The 16,176-nt window shown below is 67.8% G+C and carries 14 protein-coding genes and 2 pseudogenes; 10 read left to right on the top strand and 6 right to left on the bottom strand.

Annotated elements, in window-relative coordinates; all coding sequences use genetic code 11:
- A pseudogene (locus U9979_RS11845) lies at positions 1-775 on the bottom strand (excinuclease ABC subunit A); the annotation flags it as partial.
- 182 nt (positions 776-957) lie between these two features.
- Here U9979_RS11845 and U9979_RS11840 point away from each other — a divergent pair.
- From U9979_RS11840 to U9979_RS11830, 3 genes are read left to right on the top strand one after another with little or no spacing between them, the layout of a single operon-like run.
- Positions 958-1,230: a hypothetical protein gene (locus U9979_RS11840; protein WP_322766497.1), complete on the top strand. Its 273-nt coding sequence runs from the start codon at positions 958-960 to the stop codon at positions 1,228-1,230.
- Positions 1,227-1,706, top strand: coding sequence for a hypothetical protein (locus U9979_RS11835; RefSeq protein WP_322779432.1), 480 nt, complete (start codon positions 1,227-1,229; stop codon positions 1,704-1,706). Before U9979_RS11840 ends, U9979_RS11835 begins: the two co-directional genes overlap by 4 nt.
- A gap of 41 nt (positions 1,707-1,747) precedes the next feature.
- Entirely contained in the window at positions 1,748-2,425 is a 678-nt protein-coding gene (locus U9979_RS11830; RefSeq protein ID WP_322779431.1) for an MBL fold metallo-hydrolase, read from the top strand.
- 17 nt (positions 2,426-2,442) lie between these two features.
- Here U9979_RS11830 and U9979_RS11825 read toward each other — a convergent pair whose 3' ends face one another.
- Positions 2,443-3,513: a PP2C family protein-serine/threonine phosphatase gene (locus U9979_RS11825; protein WP_322779430.1), complete on the bottom strand. Its 1,071-nt coding sequence runs from the start codon at positions 3,511-3,513 to the stop codon at positions 2,443-2,445.
- Positions 3,514-3,971: 458 nt separating this feature from the next.
- Here U9979_RS11825 and U9979_RS11820 point away from each other — a divergent pair, with 458 nt between their 5' ends.
- The 5 genes from U9979_RS11820 to U9979_RS11800 all read left to right on the top strand — a co-directional run bounded on the left by U9979_RS11820 (position 3,972) and on the right by U9979_RS11800 (position 9,866).
- A complete protein-coding gene (locus U9979_RS11820) occupies positions 3,972-4,310 on the top strand; it encodes a hypothetical protein (protein ID WP_322779429.1) in 339 nt (112 codons plus the stop codon).
- 9 nt (positions 4,311-4,319) lie between these two features.
- The gene (locus U9979_RS11815; protein WP_322779428.1) at positions 4,320-5,735 is read left to right on the top strand and encodes a caspase family protein; all 1,416 of its coding nucleotides are present in this window, start codon (positions 4,320-4,322) and stop codon (positions 5,733-5,735) included.
- A 167-nt stretch (positions 5,736-5,902) separates the two neighbouring features.
- The gene (locus U9979_RS11810; protein ID WP_322779427.1) at positions 5,903-7,981 is read left to right on the top strand and encodes a tetratricopeptide repeat protein; all 2,079 of its coding nucleotides are present in this window, start codon (positions 5,903-5,905) and stop codon (positions 7,979-7,981) included.
- Between the two features lie 39 nt (positions 7,982-8,020).
- On the top strand, positions 8,021-9,298 hold the full coding sequence (locus U9979_RS11805; RefSeq protein WP_322779426.1) for a vWA domain-containing protein: 1,278 nt from the start codon (positions 8,021-8,023) through the stop codon (positions 9,296-9,298).
- Positions 9,288-9,866: an FHA domain-containing protein gene (locus U9979_RS11800; protein WP_322779425.1), complete on the top strand. Its 579-nt coding sequence runs from the start codon at positions 9,288-9,290 to the stop codon at positions 9,864-9,866. Before U9979_RS11805 ends, U9979_RS11800 begins: the two co-directional genes overlap by 11 nt.
- A gap of 42 nt (positions 9,867-9,908) precedes the next feature.
- Here the strand turns inward: U9979_RS11800 and U9979_RS11795 are convergent, their stop codons facing one another.
- The 3 genes from U9979_RS11795 to U9979_RS11785 all read right to left on the bottom strand — a co-directional run bounded on the left by U9979_RS11795 (position 9,909) and on the right by U9979_RS11785 (position 14,286).
- Positions 9,909-10,955, bottom strand: a complete 1,047-nt coding sequence (locus tag U9979_RS11795) for a glutamate ABC transporter substrate-binding protein (RefSeq protein ID WP_322779424.1) — start codon at positions 10,953-10,955, stop codon at positions 9,909-9,911.
- Between the two features lie 62 nt (positions 10,956-11,017).
- Positions 11,018-12,583, bottom strand: coding sequence for a hypothetical protein (locus U9979_RS11790; protein ID WP_322779423.1), 1,566 nt, complete (start codon positions 12,581-12,583; stop codon positions 11,018-11,020).
- 710 nt (positions 12,584-13,293) lie between these two features.
- Positions 13,294-14,286: a zinc-dependent alcohol dehydrogenase family protein gene (locus tag U9979_RS11785; protein WP_322779422.1), complete on the bottom strand. Its 993-nt coding sequence runs from the start codon at positions 14,284-14,286 to the stop codon at positions 13,294-13,296.
- A 162-nt stretch (positions 14,287-14,448) separates the two neighbouring features.
- Here U9979_RS11785 and U9979_RS11780 point away from each other — a divergent pair, with 162 nt between their 5' ends.
- Both U9979_RS11780 and U9979_RS11775 read left to right on the top strand, forming a co-directional pair.
- Entirely contained in the window at positions 14,449-14,841 is a 393-nt protein-coding gene (locus U9979_RS11780; protein ID WP_322779421.1) for a helix-turn-helix transcriptional regulator, read from the top strand.
- Between the two features lie 213 nt (positions 14,842-15,054).
- Positions 15,055-15,867, top strand: a complete 813-nt coding sequence (locus tag U9979_RS11775; protein ID WP_322779420.1) for a class I SAM-dependent methyltransferase — start codon at positions 15,055-15,057, stop codon at positions 15,865-15,867.
- A gap of 44 nt (positions 15,868-15,911) precedes the next feature.
- On the opposite strand, the pseudogene U9979_RS11770 reads toward U9979_RS11775, so the two are convergent.
- Positions 15,912-16,176: pseudogene (locus U9979_RS11770) on the bottom strand (hypothetical protein); the annotation flags it as partial.

Below are 16,176 nucleotides of genomic sequence, written 5' to 3'. Positions count from 1 at the left end.
ACAGACAGGCGAGGTGCTCGGAGTACATCCGCTCACGGTCGGGATCGCCCGCGTCGCGGTCGACGAAGTCGAGCAGCACCAGGCCGCTGCCGAGGCCGAGTGCCGTCTCGACGGAGTCGGTCAGCCGCTGCTTCGCCGACGCCTTCACCGCCAGCCGGTCGACCACGACCTCGATCGTGTGTTTGCGTTGTTTCTCCAGCTTGGGCACGTCGGTGAGGGCGACCACGTCACCGTCGACGCGCGCCCGGGCGAACCCCTTGGACTGCAGGTCCGCGAAGAGGTCGACATATTCGCCCTTGCGGCCCCGCACGACCGGGGCGAGCACCTGGAACCGGGTGCCCTCGGGCAGCTCCAGCAGGCGGTCGACGATCTGCTGCGGGGTCTGGCGGGAGATCGGCCGGCCGCACTTCGGGCAGTGTGGCCGGCCCGCCCGCGCGAACATCAGGCGCAGGTAGTCGTACACCTCAGTGATCGTCCCGACCGTCGACCGGGGGTTTCGCGAGGTCGATTTCTGATCGATGGAGACCGCCGGTGACAGGCCCTCGATGAAGTCGACGTCGGGCTTGTCCATCTGGCCGAGGAACTGGCGGGCGTAGGCCGACAGCGACTCGACGTACCGCCGCTGCCCCTCCGCGAAGATCGTGTCGAAGGCGAGGCTGGACTTCCCCGAGCCCGACAGGCCGGTGAAGACGATCAGGGCGTTCCGCGGCAGGTCGAGGTCGACATCGCGCAGGTTGTGCTCTCGCGCGCCGCGAACGACGAGACGGTCGGCCATCGTGGGATCCTTCGCGGTCTGCTCGGGGTGAGGGGGCGTGCCACGGTCGGGACCGGGATGTCCGCAGCGCCTGCCATGTTACGGACGGGGTCCGACAGCTTCGGGAGGGCTCCGGGACGACCCCCGCTCGTGCGCCGCCTCGCCCTCCCGATTCGGACAGTCACGGCCCGTCGGTCGGATGCATGACAACCGCACTTCTGGGCTGCGCCGGTACCACCAGCGTTGGCAGCCCGAGCAGCAGCTGCTCGCCGAGTTTCAGCCCATCGAGCAGCCTCGGGACACTGACTGCGCAGCAGAAGGGAAAGGGCTACGGGATCCAGTGGGGTGTTTACCCGCCGCACGGTTCGGTCAACGCGCGGGACGTCGTCTCCGGCGGAGTGTTCCGACTCGAGGGTACGGTCACCAATGCAAAGGGCGACCACGCGATATTCTACCTGGCATGCAGAACGGCATGACGTCGGCAACGTTCGAGGCGGCCTGGGTAGGTCGATGGTCACCGGCCGGCTTCGATGCTGCCCGCGCGGCGGTCCAACGACGCCTTCAGGCGGATTTCGAACTGCCTATTTTTCCCGATATCCGACTGCTTGTCGACCCGTCGTTTGCGCCGCCGGGGCGAGGCCACGCCGACTCCACAGCAATGATTGAGGCCCAGGCCCTCGTCGTCTCGGCAGGTGGGCACCGCTTCCTCGCGCATCTCGAGGACGGCGTGGAGGCGGCGTGCGCGCACGGCGCGGACACTCTTGTCGACGATGTGATGGACCTGCTGGGCCGGCCATGGCCGGAGCTGATCCTCCCTGGAGGCGACCGCGGGGTCCTGTCAGCGGCACTCGACCCTACCGGGATTGCCTGTTGGTATCTCAACGGTCAGGCGATTTGCCCCATAGGGCATCTACGCGAGGTATTCGACCGATATCAGGTGCCATGGTCCTGAAGTCCGATCACCGGTATCGATCACCTGTAAAGAAGGGGATCATGAGACACAGAATCAAAGGTGGCGGCTACAGCGGCGCGGTCGTGGTAGGCGGGCCGGCGGACGTCCGGGAGCTGCCCGGACTGACCATTACCAAGGTCGCGGTAGGCCCGATGGACAACAACGCCTACCTGCTGCACTGTGCCGCAACCGGCGAGCAGCTCCTGATCGACGCCGCGAACGAGGCCGGGACGCTGCTGGGTCTCATCGGCGAGGCTGGGCTCGCGACCGTGGTCACGAGCCACCGTCACGGTGACCATGTGCAGGCCCTGGAGGCGGTGGTCGCGGCCACCGGGGCGAGGACGGTGGCGCATCCGGACGACGCGGACGCCATCCCGGTGCCGACGACGACCCTGGTCTGCGACGGCGACCAGGTGACGGTCGGTGACGCGACGCTGCGAGTGATCCACCTGGTCGGGCACACGCCCGGATCGATCGCGCTGCTCTACGACGCCGACCCGACGGCCCCGCATCTGTTCACCGGTGATTGCCTTTTCCCTGGTGGCCCCGGCTCGACGTTCGGGGACGCCGAGGCGTTCAACTCCCTCATGGACGACCTCGAGCGGAATGTTTTCGGACGGCTTCCGGATGCCACGTGGATCTACCCCGGGCACGGCAAGGACACGACCCTCGGTGTGGAGCGACCCCATTTCGCCGACTGGCGTGCCCGCGGCTGGTGAGCCCGCCTCGGGCCAGGCTATCGGCGGCGAGTCGTGGCATCGGCGGTTCCCGCCCGCGGGATCTCGACGAGCAGGAGCGCCACATCGTCGTCCAGATGCGCTCCGGCCCAGCGGTGGAGATAGCGTGTCAGCTCGGCCAATGCCGTGTCGAGGTTCGCGGATCCAAGTGCGTCACGGGCTGCGTCCAGGAGCGGGAAAAACTCGCCGGTGACCGGGTGTCGCGCTTCCGCCAGCCCGTCGGTGTAGAGGAGTAGCCGGTCGCCTGGCAGCAGCGTGACCGCGCGGCGTCCAGCGGCTCCAGCGGCGAGACCGAGAGGCGGCGCTCGGAGCGGGACGGTGAGCAGATGTGCAGTGTCGGAATGCAGAACGACAGGGTCGGGGTGTCCCGCGTTGGCCAGTGTCAGCTGGCCGTCGTGGATCTGCGCGACGATGGCGGTGACGAAGTCGTCGAGACCACCGACCTCGGCGACTTCTGCGTCGAGATCGGCTATGACGGCGCTGAGGTCCTGCGTACGACGAGCAACGGTCCGGAAGCAGCCAAGCACCCGGCTGGCGATCCAGACGGCTCCCATGCCTTTTCCGCGGACGTCACCGACGAGAATGCGGACGCCCCATGGGCTGGCGAGAATGTCGTACAGGTCGCCGCCGACCGCAGCTTCCGCGGTGGCGCTCTCGTAGCGGACAGCGAGCCGCAGGCCATCCAACGTGGGCGGGACCGATGAGAGAATCGTCTGCTGCGCCGTCTGCGCCACCTGCGTGACATTGTGCAGCTTCGTTTCGCGCCGGGTGTGGTAACGGCTCACCATGACGGCGATGACGGCGCCCGCTGTTATGCCGGCCAGGCGGACCAGTTGGGCTAACGGTCCACCGTGGCGGGGTTGGTAGAGGCCGTCGTGAATCCCCAACAGAGCACCGGTCACCACCGCGGCGACCCCATAGACCGCGGTCAGACGAGGGCCCGTCAGCGTAGCGGAGAGCATCGGGCACAGGACCGCCAGCTCAAGGATCGTCCACTCTCGGTCGGCCAACTCCACACCGACGACCACGACGAGCACCATGAGCGGGGCGAGAAGAGGCAGCCATCTCACTGTGCGCGCCTGCGGCTCACGCTCGTTGGCCCGTCGGTCCGGCCGCGTAGGTCGCTCGACCAGCCGCGCGGCTGATGGTCGTAGCTGCACCGCCGTCACCACCTCGGGCTGACCACTGCCTTGCATACCCGGACTGTGCACGCCCAATCACCGGGCCGGCCGGGCCATCGCCGGTCGGCGGGGGCATCGCCGGTCGGCGGGGGCATCGACGATCCTGGCCGCTATCCGCTGAACGTCGAATCGCGTGGCACGCGGATGTCAGGCTGTGTCGGAACGCCCGCACACAATGCGTATGCCTGGCCTCGCCCTTGCCTGCGGGGTCGTCGGGCAGTTCCGATGACCACCGGTGCAGGTGGTCGCGAGAAGCGCTGCACGCGGAGGCAGGTGACCGATGCCGCACTCTCCGGAGGTAGGATCCACGCGAGATCGACGGTGCGGGATGAAGATCAGGAGCCTTGATGTCCGATGCCAGAGTGGAAGTACCGACGTGCACGTTGCCTTTTCTCGTCGCCGACGATGACGACGATGTCGGTGGCGGGGATAAGGGCATCTTCCGTCGTCGCGATGGCGAGACGTCGGTGCGCAATATTCCGGTCGCCGTGTTACGGGAAAACCTCAGGCATGTGGTGGACGGTCTACGAGGGGTTTTCGACGAAATCGCCGAAGCCGGCGGGAGGTTACCGCTGAAGGAGGCCCAGATCTCCTTCGAGGTGACCGCGAGCGGTGGTGTCACCGTTGTCGGTGCGTCCAGTCAGATCGGCGCGACGGGTGCGATCACCCTGACCTTCGGCGAGTAGCCACGACGTATGAAGCGAGACTCGGGGGACGGTCGTGACGGCGGGGCGGGAACGTTCCGGGCGCTGCTGCTGGGCGTTCCGTACTACGAAGACACCTCCATCGACGACCTGCCGTTTGTCGAAGAGGACCTACGGGAGCTGATGGCCGCCCTGGAGCCGGTGGGCTACCAGGTGGAGGTACACGACGTGCGGCGGACCAACCGGGACGCGATCGAGTCGGCAATCGAGTCGTTCATCGACCGGGCGTCCCGAAAACAAACGTTGATACTGTATCTGAGCGGGCACGGTGTGCATGGCAACGGTCAGGATTATCTGGTCCCTTCCAGCGCGTTCACACGGTCGGGAAAATTTTTCGACAAGTGCGTTCTCATTGACTTCCGGGATTATATCGATGCCAGTCACGCCGGAGACGTCGTCATCCTCGTCGACGCCTGCCGCGAGGGTGTCCACCTTCAGGAGAAGGCCACCATGAGCGCGGCGGGCTGGTCCCGTCGGCAGGTCCAGCGGGTGAAGGGACGACGGGTCTTCTATGTGTATGCGTGTGGTCCGGGCGAACGGGCCCGGTTCACACGTGGTTCCGACGCGTTCAGCGTGTTCTCCCGGGCGTTGAGTATCGCGATGGCCGAGGCGCACGGGCCGGCGACGCTCGCGGAGTTCCGGGCGGCCGTGCAGGAAACCGTCGACGCGCTCACCACAGAGCACGAGCTGCCGAGCCAGCGTGTGCACGTGCTCAGTGAGAACGACCCGGCGGAGTGCATCCTGGTTGCCCGACCACCGGCAACCGCACCGACAAATGTGATCGACAGGGATGATTCCGAATCGGTGGTCACCGTCGTGCCCGACGATGCCGCGGACAAGCTGCCTGCGCTCGCCGGGATTCTTGAGACGCTGGACTCGGATCTAGGGCGGGGAACGCGGCTCGCCCTCGACGCGATCGACCGTTTCACCCGGCCGGAGGGTCTGCTCGCGCTGGCGGACCCGGACTTCCTCACCGACTCGGGGCGGGGCCTGCGGCCCTGGCTCGCGGATCTGGATGCGGCGGTCCGGGCGGGCCGCCGCAACGACGCCGCAATCGGTATAGCGGCCTGGCGACGACACGCCGCCCAGGCGTCCAAGGCCGCCGAGCGCCTTATCAATGCCAACGCGGCGCCACGCGACCAGTACAAACAGTTACGGGGCCGGCTACGCATCTACACGGCGAAGGCTGGTCGACTCAGTCTCCTCGAAGACGCCGCACTGTCCATCCTGCACGCGAAGGCCCGCGCGACCCTCGACGATGTGCCGACGGACCTGCGGCTGGCGGAGCGGTGCATCCTCGACTACGCACACGCGCTGAGCATCAGAGCCGAACCGGACGCCCCCCAGGAGCCGGGCATGTCAGCCGCGCCGACCGCCCCGCCGGGTCGGGGCGGGGCGGTCGGATGAGCCCGGCGACGACCGGCACGCCGGGTGCGGCCGACATGACCGGCCAGCCATGCCGACGGGAGCGTTGCACGGGCTCGGGAATCATCACCGCGGACGGGAGGTGCAACCGCTGCGGACACCCCGCGCAGGCCGCCGGTCCCGACAGGCGCGGCGGGGGGACAGTCCCGATGACGCTGCCCCAGTCCAGACCGTCCAGCCCACCGGTTGATTCGTCCCGCCCGACCCCGAACGGCGGGTTGTTCGCCTTACCGGCCCTGCCGGACATCCCGCTCACCGGTCCACCGGTGTTGCTGTCCACCACCACCGTGCCCCGCTCGCTGCGCCGCTGCGGCTGGTGCGAGGCGAAAGTGGCGCGGTCCGGTGACGGGCCGGTCGATCTGGAGGGCCGGTGCGAGAAGTGCGGCCAGCCCTACTCGTTTACCGTGAAGCTCCGTCCGGACGATGTCATCGGCGGTCGATACCGGATCGCCGGGCCGCTGGACCACGGCGGCCAGGGCTGGGTCTACGCGGCGCGCGACGAGCATCTCAGTGACCACCAGGTCGTGTCCTGGGTGGCGGTGAAGGGCTTGCTGGACACGGCGATCCCGGAGGCCCGCGGTGTGGTCGAGAACGAGCGCCGGGCACTCACGGCGGTGTCCCATCCGAACATCGTCAAGATCAGGGATTTCGTCACCCATGACGGCGCCGACTACATCGTCATGGACTACGTCCACGGCCAGTCGCTGAAGAAGTGCATGCAGACGTCGGGCGGGGCCCTGGCACCGGCCGACGCGGCCCGTTACCTCCTGCGGCTGCTCCCCGCGCTGGACTACCTGCACCGTTACCAGCTGGTGTACTGCGACCTCAAACCGGACAACGTCATGGTGACGTCGGACGAGCTGACGTTGATCGATCTCGGTGGCGCCCGCCGGGTGGACGACACCACGTCCAACTACCTGAGCACCCCGAGCTTTCGCGCACCGGAAATCGACGACGACGCCTACCGGAACGGTGCCGAGCGGGCGTTTCCCTCGATTGCCTCGGACCTGTACGCGGCCAGTCGGATGTTGGCCATGCTGGTGCTCGGTGGAGGGTGGGAGCCCACCAGAAAGAACCGGCACACTCTGCCGTCCTCCCCGGTGTTCGACGACTCCGACTCGCTGTACCGCCTCCTGCTCAAAGGCACGGCGCGTCGCCCCGAGGACCGTTTCGGCAGTGCCCACGAGATGGCCGAGGAACTTGTCGGCGTGCTGCACGAGATCGTCGCGGCCAGGGAGGAGCCCCGGCGGCGGGCCCCGGTGGTCAGCCGATGGTTCGAACCGGCGCCACCCGTCTTCAGTGAGGATGCCGGCAGCCGATGGCAGGCTCTGGCCGCACTGCGGGTGGACCCGGACGACCCGGCGGCCCTCGCCCTGGACGCACTGTCCGTGCGGGAGGAGTCGGCGGCGCTGGCCGACCGACTGGCGGCGCTGGAACCGATGACCGTGGAGGTGAGACTGCGACGGGTCCGCGCCGAGATCGACGCCGGGCGCCTGGACCGGGCCCGTGACCAGCTTGCTGCGCTTGCCGTGGCTGAACCGCGCGACTGGCGCGTCATGTGGTACCAGGGGCTGACGGAAATGGTGGACGGCGAGGCGACGGCCGCCGCGGGCTACTTCGACCGGGTCTACGCCCAGGTGCCGGGCGAGCTGATGCCGCGGTTCGCGCATGCGCTGGCGCTGGAGCAGGCCGGAGATCTGCCGGCGGCTGCCCGCATCCTCGACATCGTTTCCCGCACCGACCCGTCGATCTCCAGCGCAGCCTTCGCGCACGCCCGGTGCGTCAGTGACCCGAAGGACCGCGTAGAAGCCTACAGCCGGGTCACGGCGAACTCCCGGGCGTTCGTGACCGCGCGAACCCGCATGATCGAACTGCTCGTCGCGGACGAACCCGGGCAGCCGCCGACGGCGACCGCCATCACCAAGGCTTGCGGGGTCTTCGAAGAGGCAGAACCCGAGATCGGCGAGGACCAGCGGCACGCGCTGCGGCTGGCCGTGCTGGCAGCGGCCGAGCTGCTGGCCGGTTCCGGCGCTGATACCCGCGGCGATACGCCAACCAGCGCTGGGATGTTACCGGCCACCGTGCTTGGAATCCCGCTGGACATCACGAAACTCGGTCTCGAACGGGAGCGGCTGCTACGCGAGCGCGCGAGGCTCGCCACCACCCGAGCCGATCGCGTCCGGCTGGTGACGCTGGCGAACCGGGTCCGGCCGCGGACATGGACATGACCATTGCGACGTGGGTCACACCGGCTCAGGAAGGCCTGAATGATCAGTTTTGAGCTCACCGTGGATCAGGATCCGTACCTTTCGATCAGCACGACCGCGATGGACACGCTCGTGACGGTGACGGCCGCTGCCGGCGACGTGGCCCCCCCGGCGGACGACCACGCCGTGGTGATTCTGATCGACGCCTCCGGTTCGATGGACTACCCGCGAGTGAAGCTCCCCGCAGCCAAGCGCGCCGCGTCGAAGGCCGTTGAGACGCTGCGCGACGGCACGTACTTCGCCGTGGTCGCCGGAACCGGCACGGCCACGCTGGTCTACCCCGAGTCCCGGGAACTGGCCATCGCCTCCCCGGGATCCCGTCAGGCAGCGATCGAGGCCGTCGCAACGCTGCGGTCCAACGGCGGCACGGCGATCGGCCGGTGGCTGACCCTCGCCGACGAGCTCCTGCGCGACGCTCCGGCCGCCATCCGCCAGGCGATCCTGCTAACCGACGGGAGGAACGAACACGAGTCCCCGGAAGAGTTCATGCAGGCGCTACGCGCCTGCGAAGGCCACTTCCGGTGCGACTGTCGTGGCATCGGCGAAGGCTGGGTCGCCAAGGAGCTGGCGACGATCGCCAGCGTGCTGCTTGGCACGGCGCTGGACGTCCCGCAGCCAGCCGACCTCGAGACGGACTTCCTCGCCATCACCCGCGACGCGACCAGCAGGGTGCTCGCCGAGATCGTTCTACGGATCTGGGTCCCCTACGGAGCGCGGTTGAGGTCCGTGACCCAGACCCACCCGACCATCGAGGAGCTGACCGGTCGGGCGCGCCGAGTGGACGACCAGACCACAGCCTTCCCGACCGGGGCGTGGGGCCCGGAGAAGCGCGAATACCAGGTCCGTATCGAAGGTCTTGATCCTGTCATCGAGGACGAGGCCAGTTGGGCCGGCCGCATCGACCTGGTTCGGGCCGACAGGGAACTCGCGACCGCGCCGGTCTACGCACGCTGGACCGACGACGACTCGCTGTACACCAAGGCCAGTAAGAAGATGACTACGTCGCGGGAACAGAGCGATGTGGCGCAGAATATCAAGGCAGGCACGGACGCTCTGCTGGCAGGTGATCTCGCCGCCGCGCGACACCGGCTGGGGAGGGCCGTCGCACTTGCGCACGCCGCGGGCGACTTGGCGGCACTTGAGCTGCTCGCCCGTCTGGTGACCATCGACGACCCGGCGACCGGAACGGTGGTTCTCCGCGACGACGTCCAGGACCACGACGTGCAGGTCGTTATCCTCCGCTCGGTCTGGACCCGTGGGATCGACCATGCCGACTAACGAGACCACCTCCGCCGCACCGCCGGAGGACACGCGCAGGCGGAAGGCCGGCGGGTGCCCGAACTGCGGGGCGCGCCAGGCCGTAGGCGAACGGTTCTGCCTGCGCTGCCGCTGCGAGTTCGCGACCGGGACGATGCCGGCGCAGCCGGAGCTGGTCCCGCACCCCGCGGCGAGGGTCCGCTGGGAGGTGCACATCGACGCCGACCGCGTGTACTTCGAGACCGGCAAGTCCGACGGAATGCGGTTTCCCGCCGCACAGCCGCCGAGGATCGTCCCGCTCCGCGGCGAGCGCGTCGTCATCGGCCGGCGTAACCGGCTCGACGGCAGACGCCCGTTGATCAACCTGTCGGTGCCGGTCGATGATGAGGGCGTCTCGGCCGAGCATGCCGTCCTTGAGCGGACCGCGGACGGCTCCTACCAGCTTGTCGACCACGGGTCGCGCAACGGGACGCGGCTGAACGACAGGTGCGTCCGCCTCCCGAAGGGCCGGCCGGTTCCGGTGCGGGACGGGGATCAGATCTTCGTCGGTGCGTGGAGTCGCATCACGATCCGCCGGGTAGGTCTCTGAACCCCGCGCCGTCACCGTGTCGGTGGCTCACCGGGTGCGGGCTCACCGGGACCACGGTGGGTACTCCTCGAGCGGGCTGGGTGGGGCGGGTCCGAGCATGCTCAGCCACTGCTGGTAGCTCGCGGTCCAGCGGCCGTCCGACATGTACGCCTTCAGGACGCCGTTGACGAAGGCGACGAACTGACTGTTGTCGGGCGTGCTCTTCGGGATTCCGATCCCGTACGGCTCGTCGAGGACCTTCCGGTCGGCGAATGCCTGGTCGAATGCGTGCGGGACCACGGTGAGCAGCGGGTCCTGCGCCGCTATCCCGGCCAGGATCACGTCGTCGGTCGCGATCGCGTCCACTTCGCCGCGTTGCAGGCTCACCAGGCAGTCGGCGATGTTCGGGGCAGGCGTCACTGTGGGCGCGGGTGGCGGCAGATTCTTCAGCTTCTCGAACGACGTGCTCCCGTTCGACGTGCAGACGGTGTGACCTTGGAGATCCCCGATGGAGCTGAAGCCGGCGTTCTTCCGGACCAGCAGCCCGAGGCGCGACGTGTAGTAGACCCCGGAAAAGTTGACGTGCTGCGCGCGTTCACAGGTGATCGTGTAGTTGGCTGCGACGATGTCGACCTTCCCGGACGTGAGTACCGACTCACGTTGGTCGATGGAGACGGGCTGGAACTGGACGGTGTTCTCGCCCGGAATGAAGATCGCGTCCGCGACGGCGTGGGCGACGTCTGCGTCGAAACCGGTGATCTGGAGTTTCCGCCAGTCCACCGAGCCGAGCGGTGGGTCGTCCACCGCGATGCCCACCTTGAGGAAACCGCGCTGCTTGATGTCCGCCATGGCCGAACCGGTGGGCATTGAGCCGCCAGGCGTCGGCATCGGATCCATCCGTGGCACGGCTTTACTCAACAGGTCGACCTTGGCGCAAGACGGAGGAGAGGACGAGGACGGCGCGGGTGTGGTCGGCATGGGCAGCAGCGGCCTCGCGTCCGTCGGCAGTGGACTGCCGACGGTGGCACACGCGGCCGCGACGGCCAGCGCCACCGCTCCGACACCGAGCGGGACGATGCGGTGCCGCGCCCAGGCGAATCTTTGGACCACCGGCCCTACGAATCCGCTGGAACGCCCCTCGGCGGGTTTACCGACAGACCCCCGGCCGTGCCTCATGCGGCGTACTCCCTCAGACGGCGCCGGAAGCCGGCGAGAATGAACAGGGCCGCGACGAGAACGCCCGCGAAGCCGCTCCAGCCGAGCCAGTCCAACGGCGGCGCGCTTGCTGACATCCGGGCGCGGAAGTCAGCTTGGCGGACGTTGAGCACCTTGTCGAGCTCTTGATCCAACCGGGCGAAGGCGGGTTCCCTGCAGTTCACCGTCAGCAGCGTCGCGCGGGCGAAGCGACTCAGCTCCTCGTCCACGCCACCCGCGGGGTTCTCCGCCACTCCCGCTGGGGCGAGCAGCGCGGTGACGACGGCGCGAGTGGACAGCCAGGCGTCCAGGTCCGCTGTCAGCGCCGGGCGGTCGGGGGCCGGGAGGCGGTCGAGCGCGGCGACCAGCGCTCCCCGCCGTCCAGCAGGAAGCGATCCGGTGGCGAGCTGCTTGCCGTCCAGGTCATAGCCGAGTGCACGCACCGCGTCCTGGGACCCCTGGTCGTACTGGGCCCGGTCGCTCAGCGAGATCAACGACAGATTGTCGTCCGTGCGCGTCTGCAATGCCAGCACCCGGGCCTGAGTGAACAGCACCATGGGCTGGTAACCCTTCTCCTGTGCCGTGACGACCCGGGAGCGCTCGATGCCCATCCCGGCGAACATCAGGCCCCCCGCGAGCAGGAGAACCCCCGTGCCCGCGAGCAGGCGCACGTCGAACACCCGTTGGGTACGGCGGAACAGCAGGAGCTGACTGCCGAGCGCGGTGCAGCAACACGTGCCCAGCAGCACCGCTATCTCGACTTCGTGGGTGGCGTCCGTGGCCCGCCGGGACTCCCGGTCGAGGTCCGCGCCGGTCAGGACGAACAGCTGGTCCACGGCGGGCAGAATCTTGTTCTGCATCAGAGCCGACGCGTGCTGCAGGTAGGCTTGGGCCACCTGCTGTCCGACCCGATTGTGCGCCCGTGCCGTCGCGACGAGGTCGGTGTAGGTGGGTATCTGCCGCTCCAGCAGGTCGAGAAGGTCACCTTCGCAGCTGGAATCGGCCAGATCTGTCGGGTTGGTCCCGTGGTCCGGGCAGAGGTTGGTGTTGAGGCGCCGCAGTTCGGCGAGAGCCATTTCGGCGTCGGTGACCTTGTCGGTCACCGCATGTTCGGTCCTGGTCGCGTCGTACGCGTCGCGGGCCAGCTGGGGATTGTTCCAGTTGAGGTCGAGGTCGAGCTTGACCTCATCGAATACCAGCGCCGCCGCGTTGGCGTCGGCGTAGGACAGGTCGACGCGCAGGTTCTGGGACTCGATCACGGAAGCGCCGGCGCGTTCACCCGCCACCCGCAACGCGTGATGGCGGTGCACGAAGATGAGCGCGGTCGTGCCGGCCGCCCCCCCGAAAAAGATCACTACAATCACCATCGCGATGCCGAATTGGCGGGGAACGTCGACCCACTCCCGCCACCGGTTCGCGAATCTGCCCGCCCGCCTAGACCAACCAGCGGTGCCGTGGTCTTCAGGTTCGTTCGCGTTGACCGGCAGCACCTGGCCAGCTGCTGCCGTACCGTCGCGGACCACCCGCGAGACGATGCCCGTCATGGTGGGTGATAATAACCGTACGAATTGTCGCCGACGGTGGGGGTCGTGCGGTTGGTGAAGATGTAGGGGTGTTGTTTTTTATTTTTGTTTTTCGAAAAGTAAAATTTTTTAATGCAGAGTCGTCAACGCCGTTGACTATCAAGTGATTCGATACAGCACGAAGCGGCACCCCTGGGACGATCTCTCGCCCGGCCTACCCGCTCAGTGGTCGGCGCCGGACGTTCGCCCAGGGTCTGCCGGATGTCGAGCGGCGCCTCGCGTCATCGCTGCCCGCCGCACAGGTACCCCGGCTCCGTCGGCCCACGTAGAACGCCGCTACCTGGACCTCCTCGTACCGCGCGACGCATCCACCCCAACCCCACTCCTTGATCCGCATTCTCTTCGGTGTGACGAGTGGAAGGATGACGTCAGGAGGCGCCGGTTTTCGGCCGGAAAATGTATGCCAACCATCCACTCGTGCTGAGCCGGCTACCCACCAAGGCGTCGCTGCCACCGCGGCTACCCATCCCCGCTGCCACCTCTCGGATGAACGCCCTGCGACACGTCGAGATCAACGCGGTTTTCCCAGGCTTGCTCGGCGCGCTCGTGACCTCCGGGGAAGGAAGCCGCCCAGCGGGATCTGCTCAGCGGGCTGCCCACGTGGTTCGGCGCCGCCGTCCGCTGAGCGCGCAGTCGCGGCTCGCAGCGGCATTGTCGTCCGCGAAATCGGGTCAGTGCGTGACCGTGACGACGATCTTACCGATCTGGGCGTTGGATTCCATATATCGGTGGGCCGCCACGATCTCTTCCAGATCGAAGGTGCGGTCCACCACGGGCTGGAAGGCACCCGTTCGCAGACCAGAGGCCACGAACGCCTCGGCACGGCGCAGCCGCCGTTCGTCCGTGGTGATCTCAAACAGGGTGTAGGTGCGCATGTTCAACGCCGGCATCGGCGCCATCGGATACGGCGTGGTTTCGCCACTCAACAGGCCGTAGATGAACAGGGTGCCGTCAGGCGCGACCACCTTGGCCAAGTCGAGCACGCCAGGGCCGGCAACGGCGTCGAAGACGAACTCGGCACCACGGCCACCGGTTGCGGCGAGGACCCGCTCGACGACGTTCTCCTCCTCGACGACGATCACTTCGGCCGCGCCCGCCTTGAGTAGCCGCTCCTTCTTGGCGCTCGTGCGGGTCGTGACGATCGGAACAGCGCCGACACGGTTTGCCACCTGGATGGCGGCAAGCCCCACACTGCTGGAGGCTGCGGTGAGGACGACGGTGTCACCGGCCCGCATTCCGCCGATCTCCACCAAGGCCCCGTACGCGGTCACATAGGGCATCCACACCGCCGCACCCACAACCGCGTCCACGCCCTCCGGGCGGTGCAGCACCGCTGAGGCGGGAACGATGGCCCGCTCGGCGTAGACGCCGTAGTCGTTCTGTGAGAAAGCAGGTACGACACTGATCGCCTGACCGATCTCGAAGCCGGCAACGCCGACGCCGACGGCCTCGACAACACCCGCGGCCTCATAACCCAGCCGGGCGGGAAACTCCTTGACCGGCTCGATGTAGTAGCCACCCCGGAACATCACCTCGGCCCGGTTGAGGCCGATCGCGTCCACCCGGACACGCAGCTCGCCCGGCCCGGGCTCGCCAACCTCAACGTCCTCCAGCCTCAGTACCTCCGGGCCACCGACGTCGTGGAACCGCACTGTCCTGGCCATCATGGATCGCCTTTCCGAACACGGGGACGGGGGGCCGGCGCGTGCGCCGCGGCGGCCGTCCCTAGTGAAGCCCATAAGTTCGACAGTTGTCAAACTTTGATGGTCACCAAACTTTGATCCGGCTCGTATGATAGGGAAAGCAGCAGAAGGAGGCGCTGGTTGATGGCCGTCGCACGATCCAGCGGGCAGGAGCGCGTCCCACCCCACCCCGACGTGCAGGCGATCACTCTTCAGAAGGTTCTCGAGGCTCTGGTGGACCCGGTGCGCCGCAGCATCGTCTGCCAGCTGTACGCCGCGTCCGGTGACATCAACTGCGGCGCATTCGACCTTCCAGTGGAGAAGTCCACGGCCACCCACCACTTTCGCGTGCTGCGCGAGGCCGGGCTCATCCGCCAGTACTACGTGGGCACCTCTCGGATGAACGCCCTGCGACACGCCGAGATCAACGCGGTTTTCCCAGGCTTGCTCGGCGCGCTCGTGACCGCCGGCGACGGAAGCCGCCCAGCGGGGGCCGGCCCGGCTGCCCCGGGACCGGACACGCAGACAGGGCTATGAGGCCGGGAGGCCTCGGTGTTGAGTTGTTTGGTTGTTTTTGAAGATCAAATTCGATCAAAGCAGAGTCGTCAACACCGTTGACTATCAACGGGTACGGTCAATCGCTCGTCCTGGCTGGTGCTTTCGCTCCCCGGCCCGCGGGGGTACCATCACACACGGCTCAACATTCGGGATGACAGTCTCATAATATGAGACGCTTGATGGGAGGTCTCTGTGGTCGGTGCCGCGAACGTCTACACGCATGGACATCACGTGTCGGTGCTGAGCGCACACCGGTGGCGCACCGCCGAGAACTCAGCCGCCTACCTACTCCCCTGGCTGGTGCCAGGCATGACAGTGCTCGACATCGGCGCCGGGCCCGGCACGATCACCGCGGACCTCGCGGCCCGCGTCGCTCCGGGACGGGTGACGGCGCTCGAGGTCAGCGAGGAGGTCCTGGACCTCGCGCGGGCCGAGGCCGCCGCCCGCGGCCAGGACACCATCGACTTCATCGTCGGGGACGTCAACGCGCTCGACCTGCCGAACGACAGCGTCGACGTCGTGCACGCTCACCAGGTCCTCCAACATGTGGCCGACCCGGTGGGCGCCCTGCGGGAGATGCGCCGGGTCTGCCGGCCCGGCGGGATAGTCGCCGCCCGTGACGGCGACTGCGCGGCGTTCGCCTGGTACCCGCGGCTCCCGGAGTTGGACGAGTGGCTCGCCCTGTTCCAGCAGGCAACCCGCGCCAACGGGGGCGAGCCCGACGCCGGCCGCCACCTGGTGTCCTGGGCCCGCGCCGCCGGGTTCACCGACGTGACGGCGACGGCCAGCACCTGGTGCTTCGCGACCCCGGCGGACCGGGCCTGGTGGGGCGGAATGTGGGCCGAACGCATCGTGGCCTCGGCCGTAGCCGACCAGCTGCTGGCATCGGGCCTCGCCCTCGACGACGACCTCGCCCGGATCTCGAGCGCCTGGCGTACCTGGGCGGCATCCCCCGACGGCTGGTTCGCCGTCCTCCACGGCGAGATCCTCTGCAGGCGCTCATGACCTGACATCCGCGTCCAGCCGGCTACGTCGCACGTACGGATGATTCAATCGAGTTTTACGATCCTGGAGGTCCCGAGAACCTTCCCGTCCGCATCCAGCGCCTTCACCTGGAAGTATGGTCCGCGATTGTTCGTCGCAACCGCGGTCTCAAACCCGGATCGTCGGGCGTGGCTGACCAGCGGCACCAGGGAACCGGCGTCTGGTCCACCGAGCACCTGCCAGGCCCTCGTCTGCGTCGAACCGTTCCAGGAGGCGTAAACGGTGGTTTGTCCACCGCTGGCCCGTGCCGCCACGCTCGGCGGGTAGTAC

It is taken from the genome of Protofrankia sp. Cas4 (genome assembly GCF_963555915.1).
Lineage (GTDB): Bacteria > Actinomycetota > Actinomycetes > Frankiales > Frankiaceae > Protofrankia.
The sequence above is the reverse complement of the archived record's forward strand: the minus strand, read 5'-3'. Positions and strand labels throughout refer to the sequence as shown.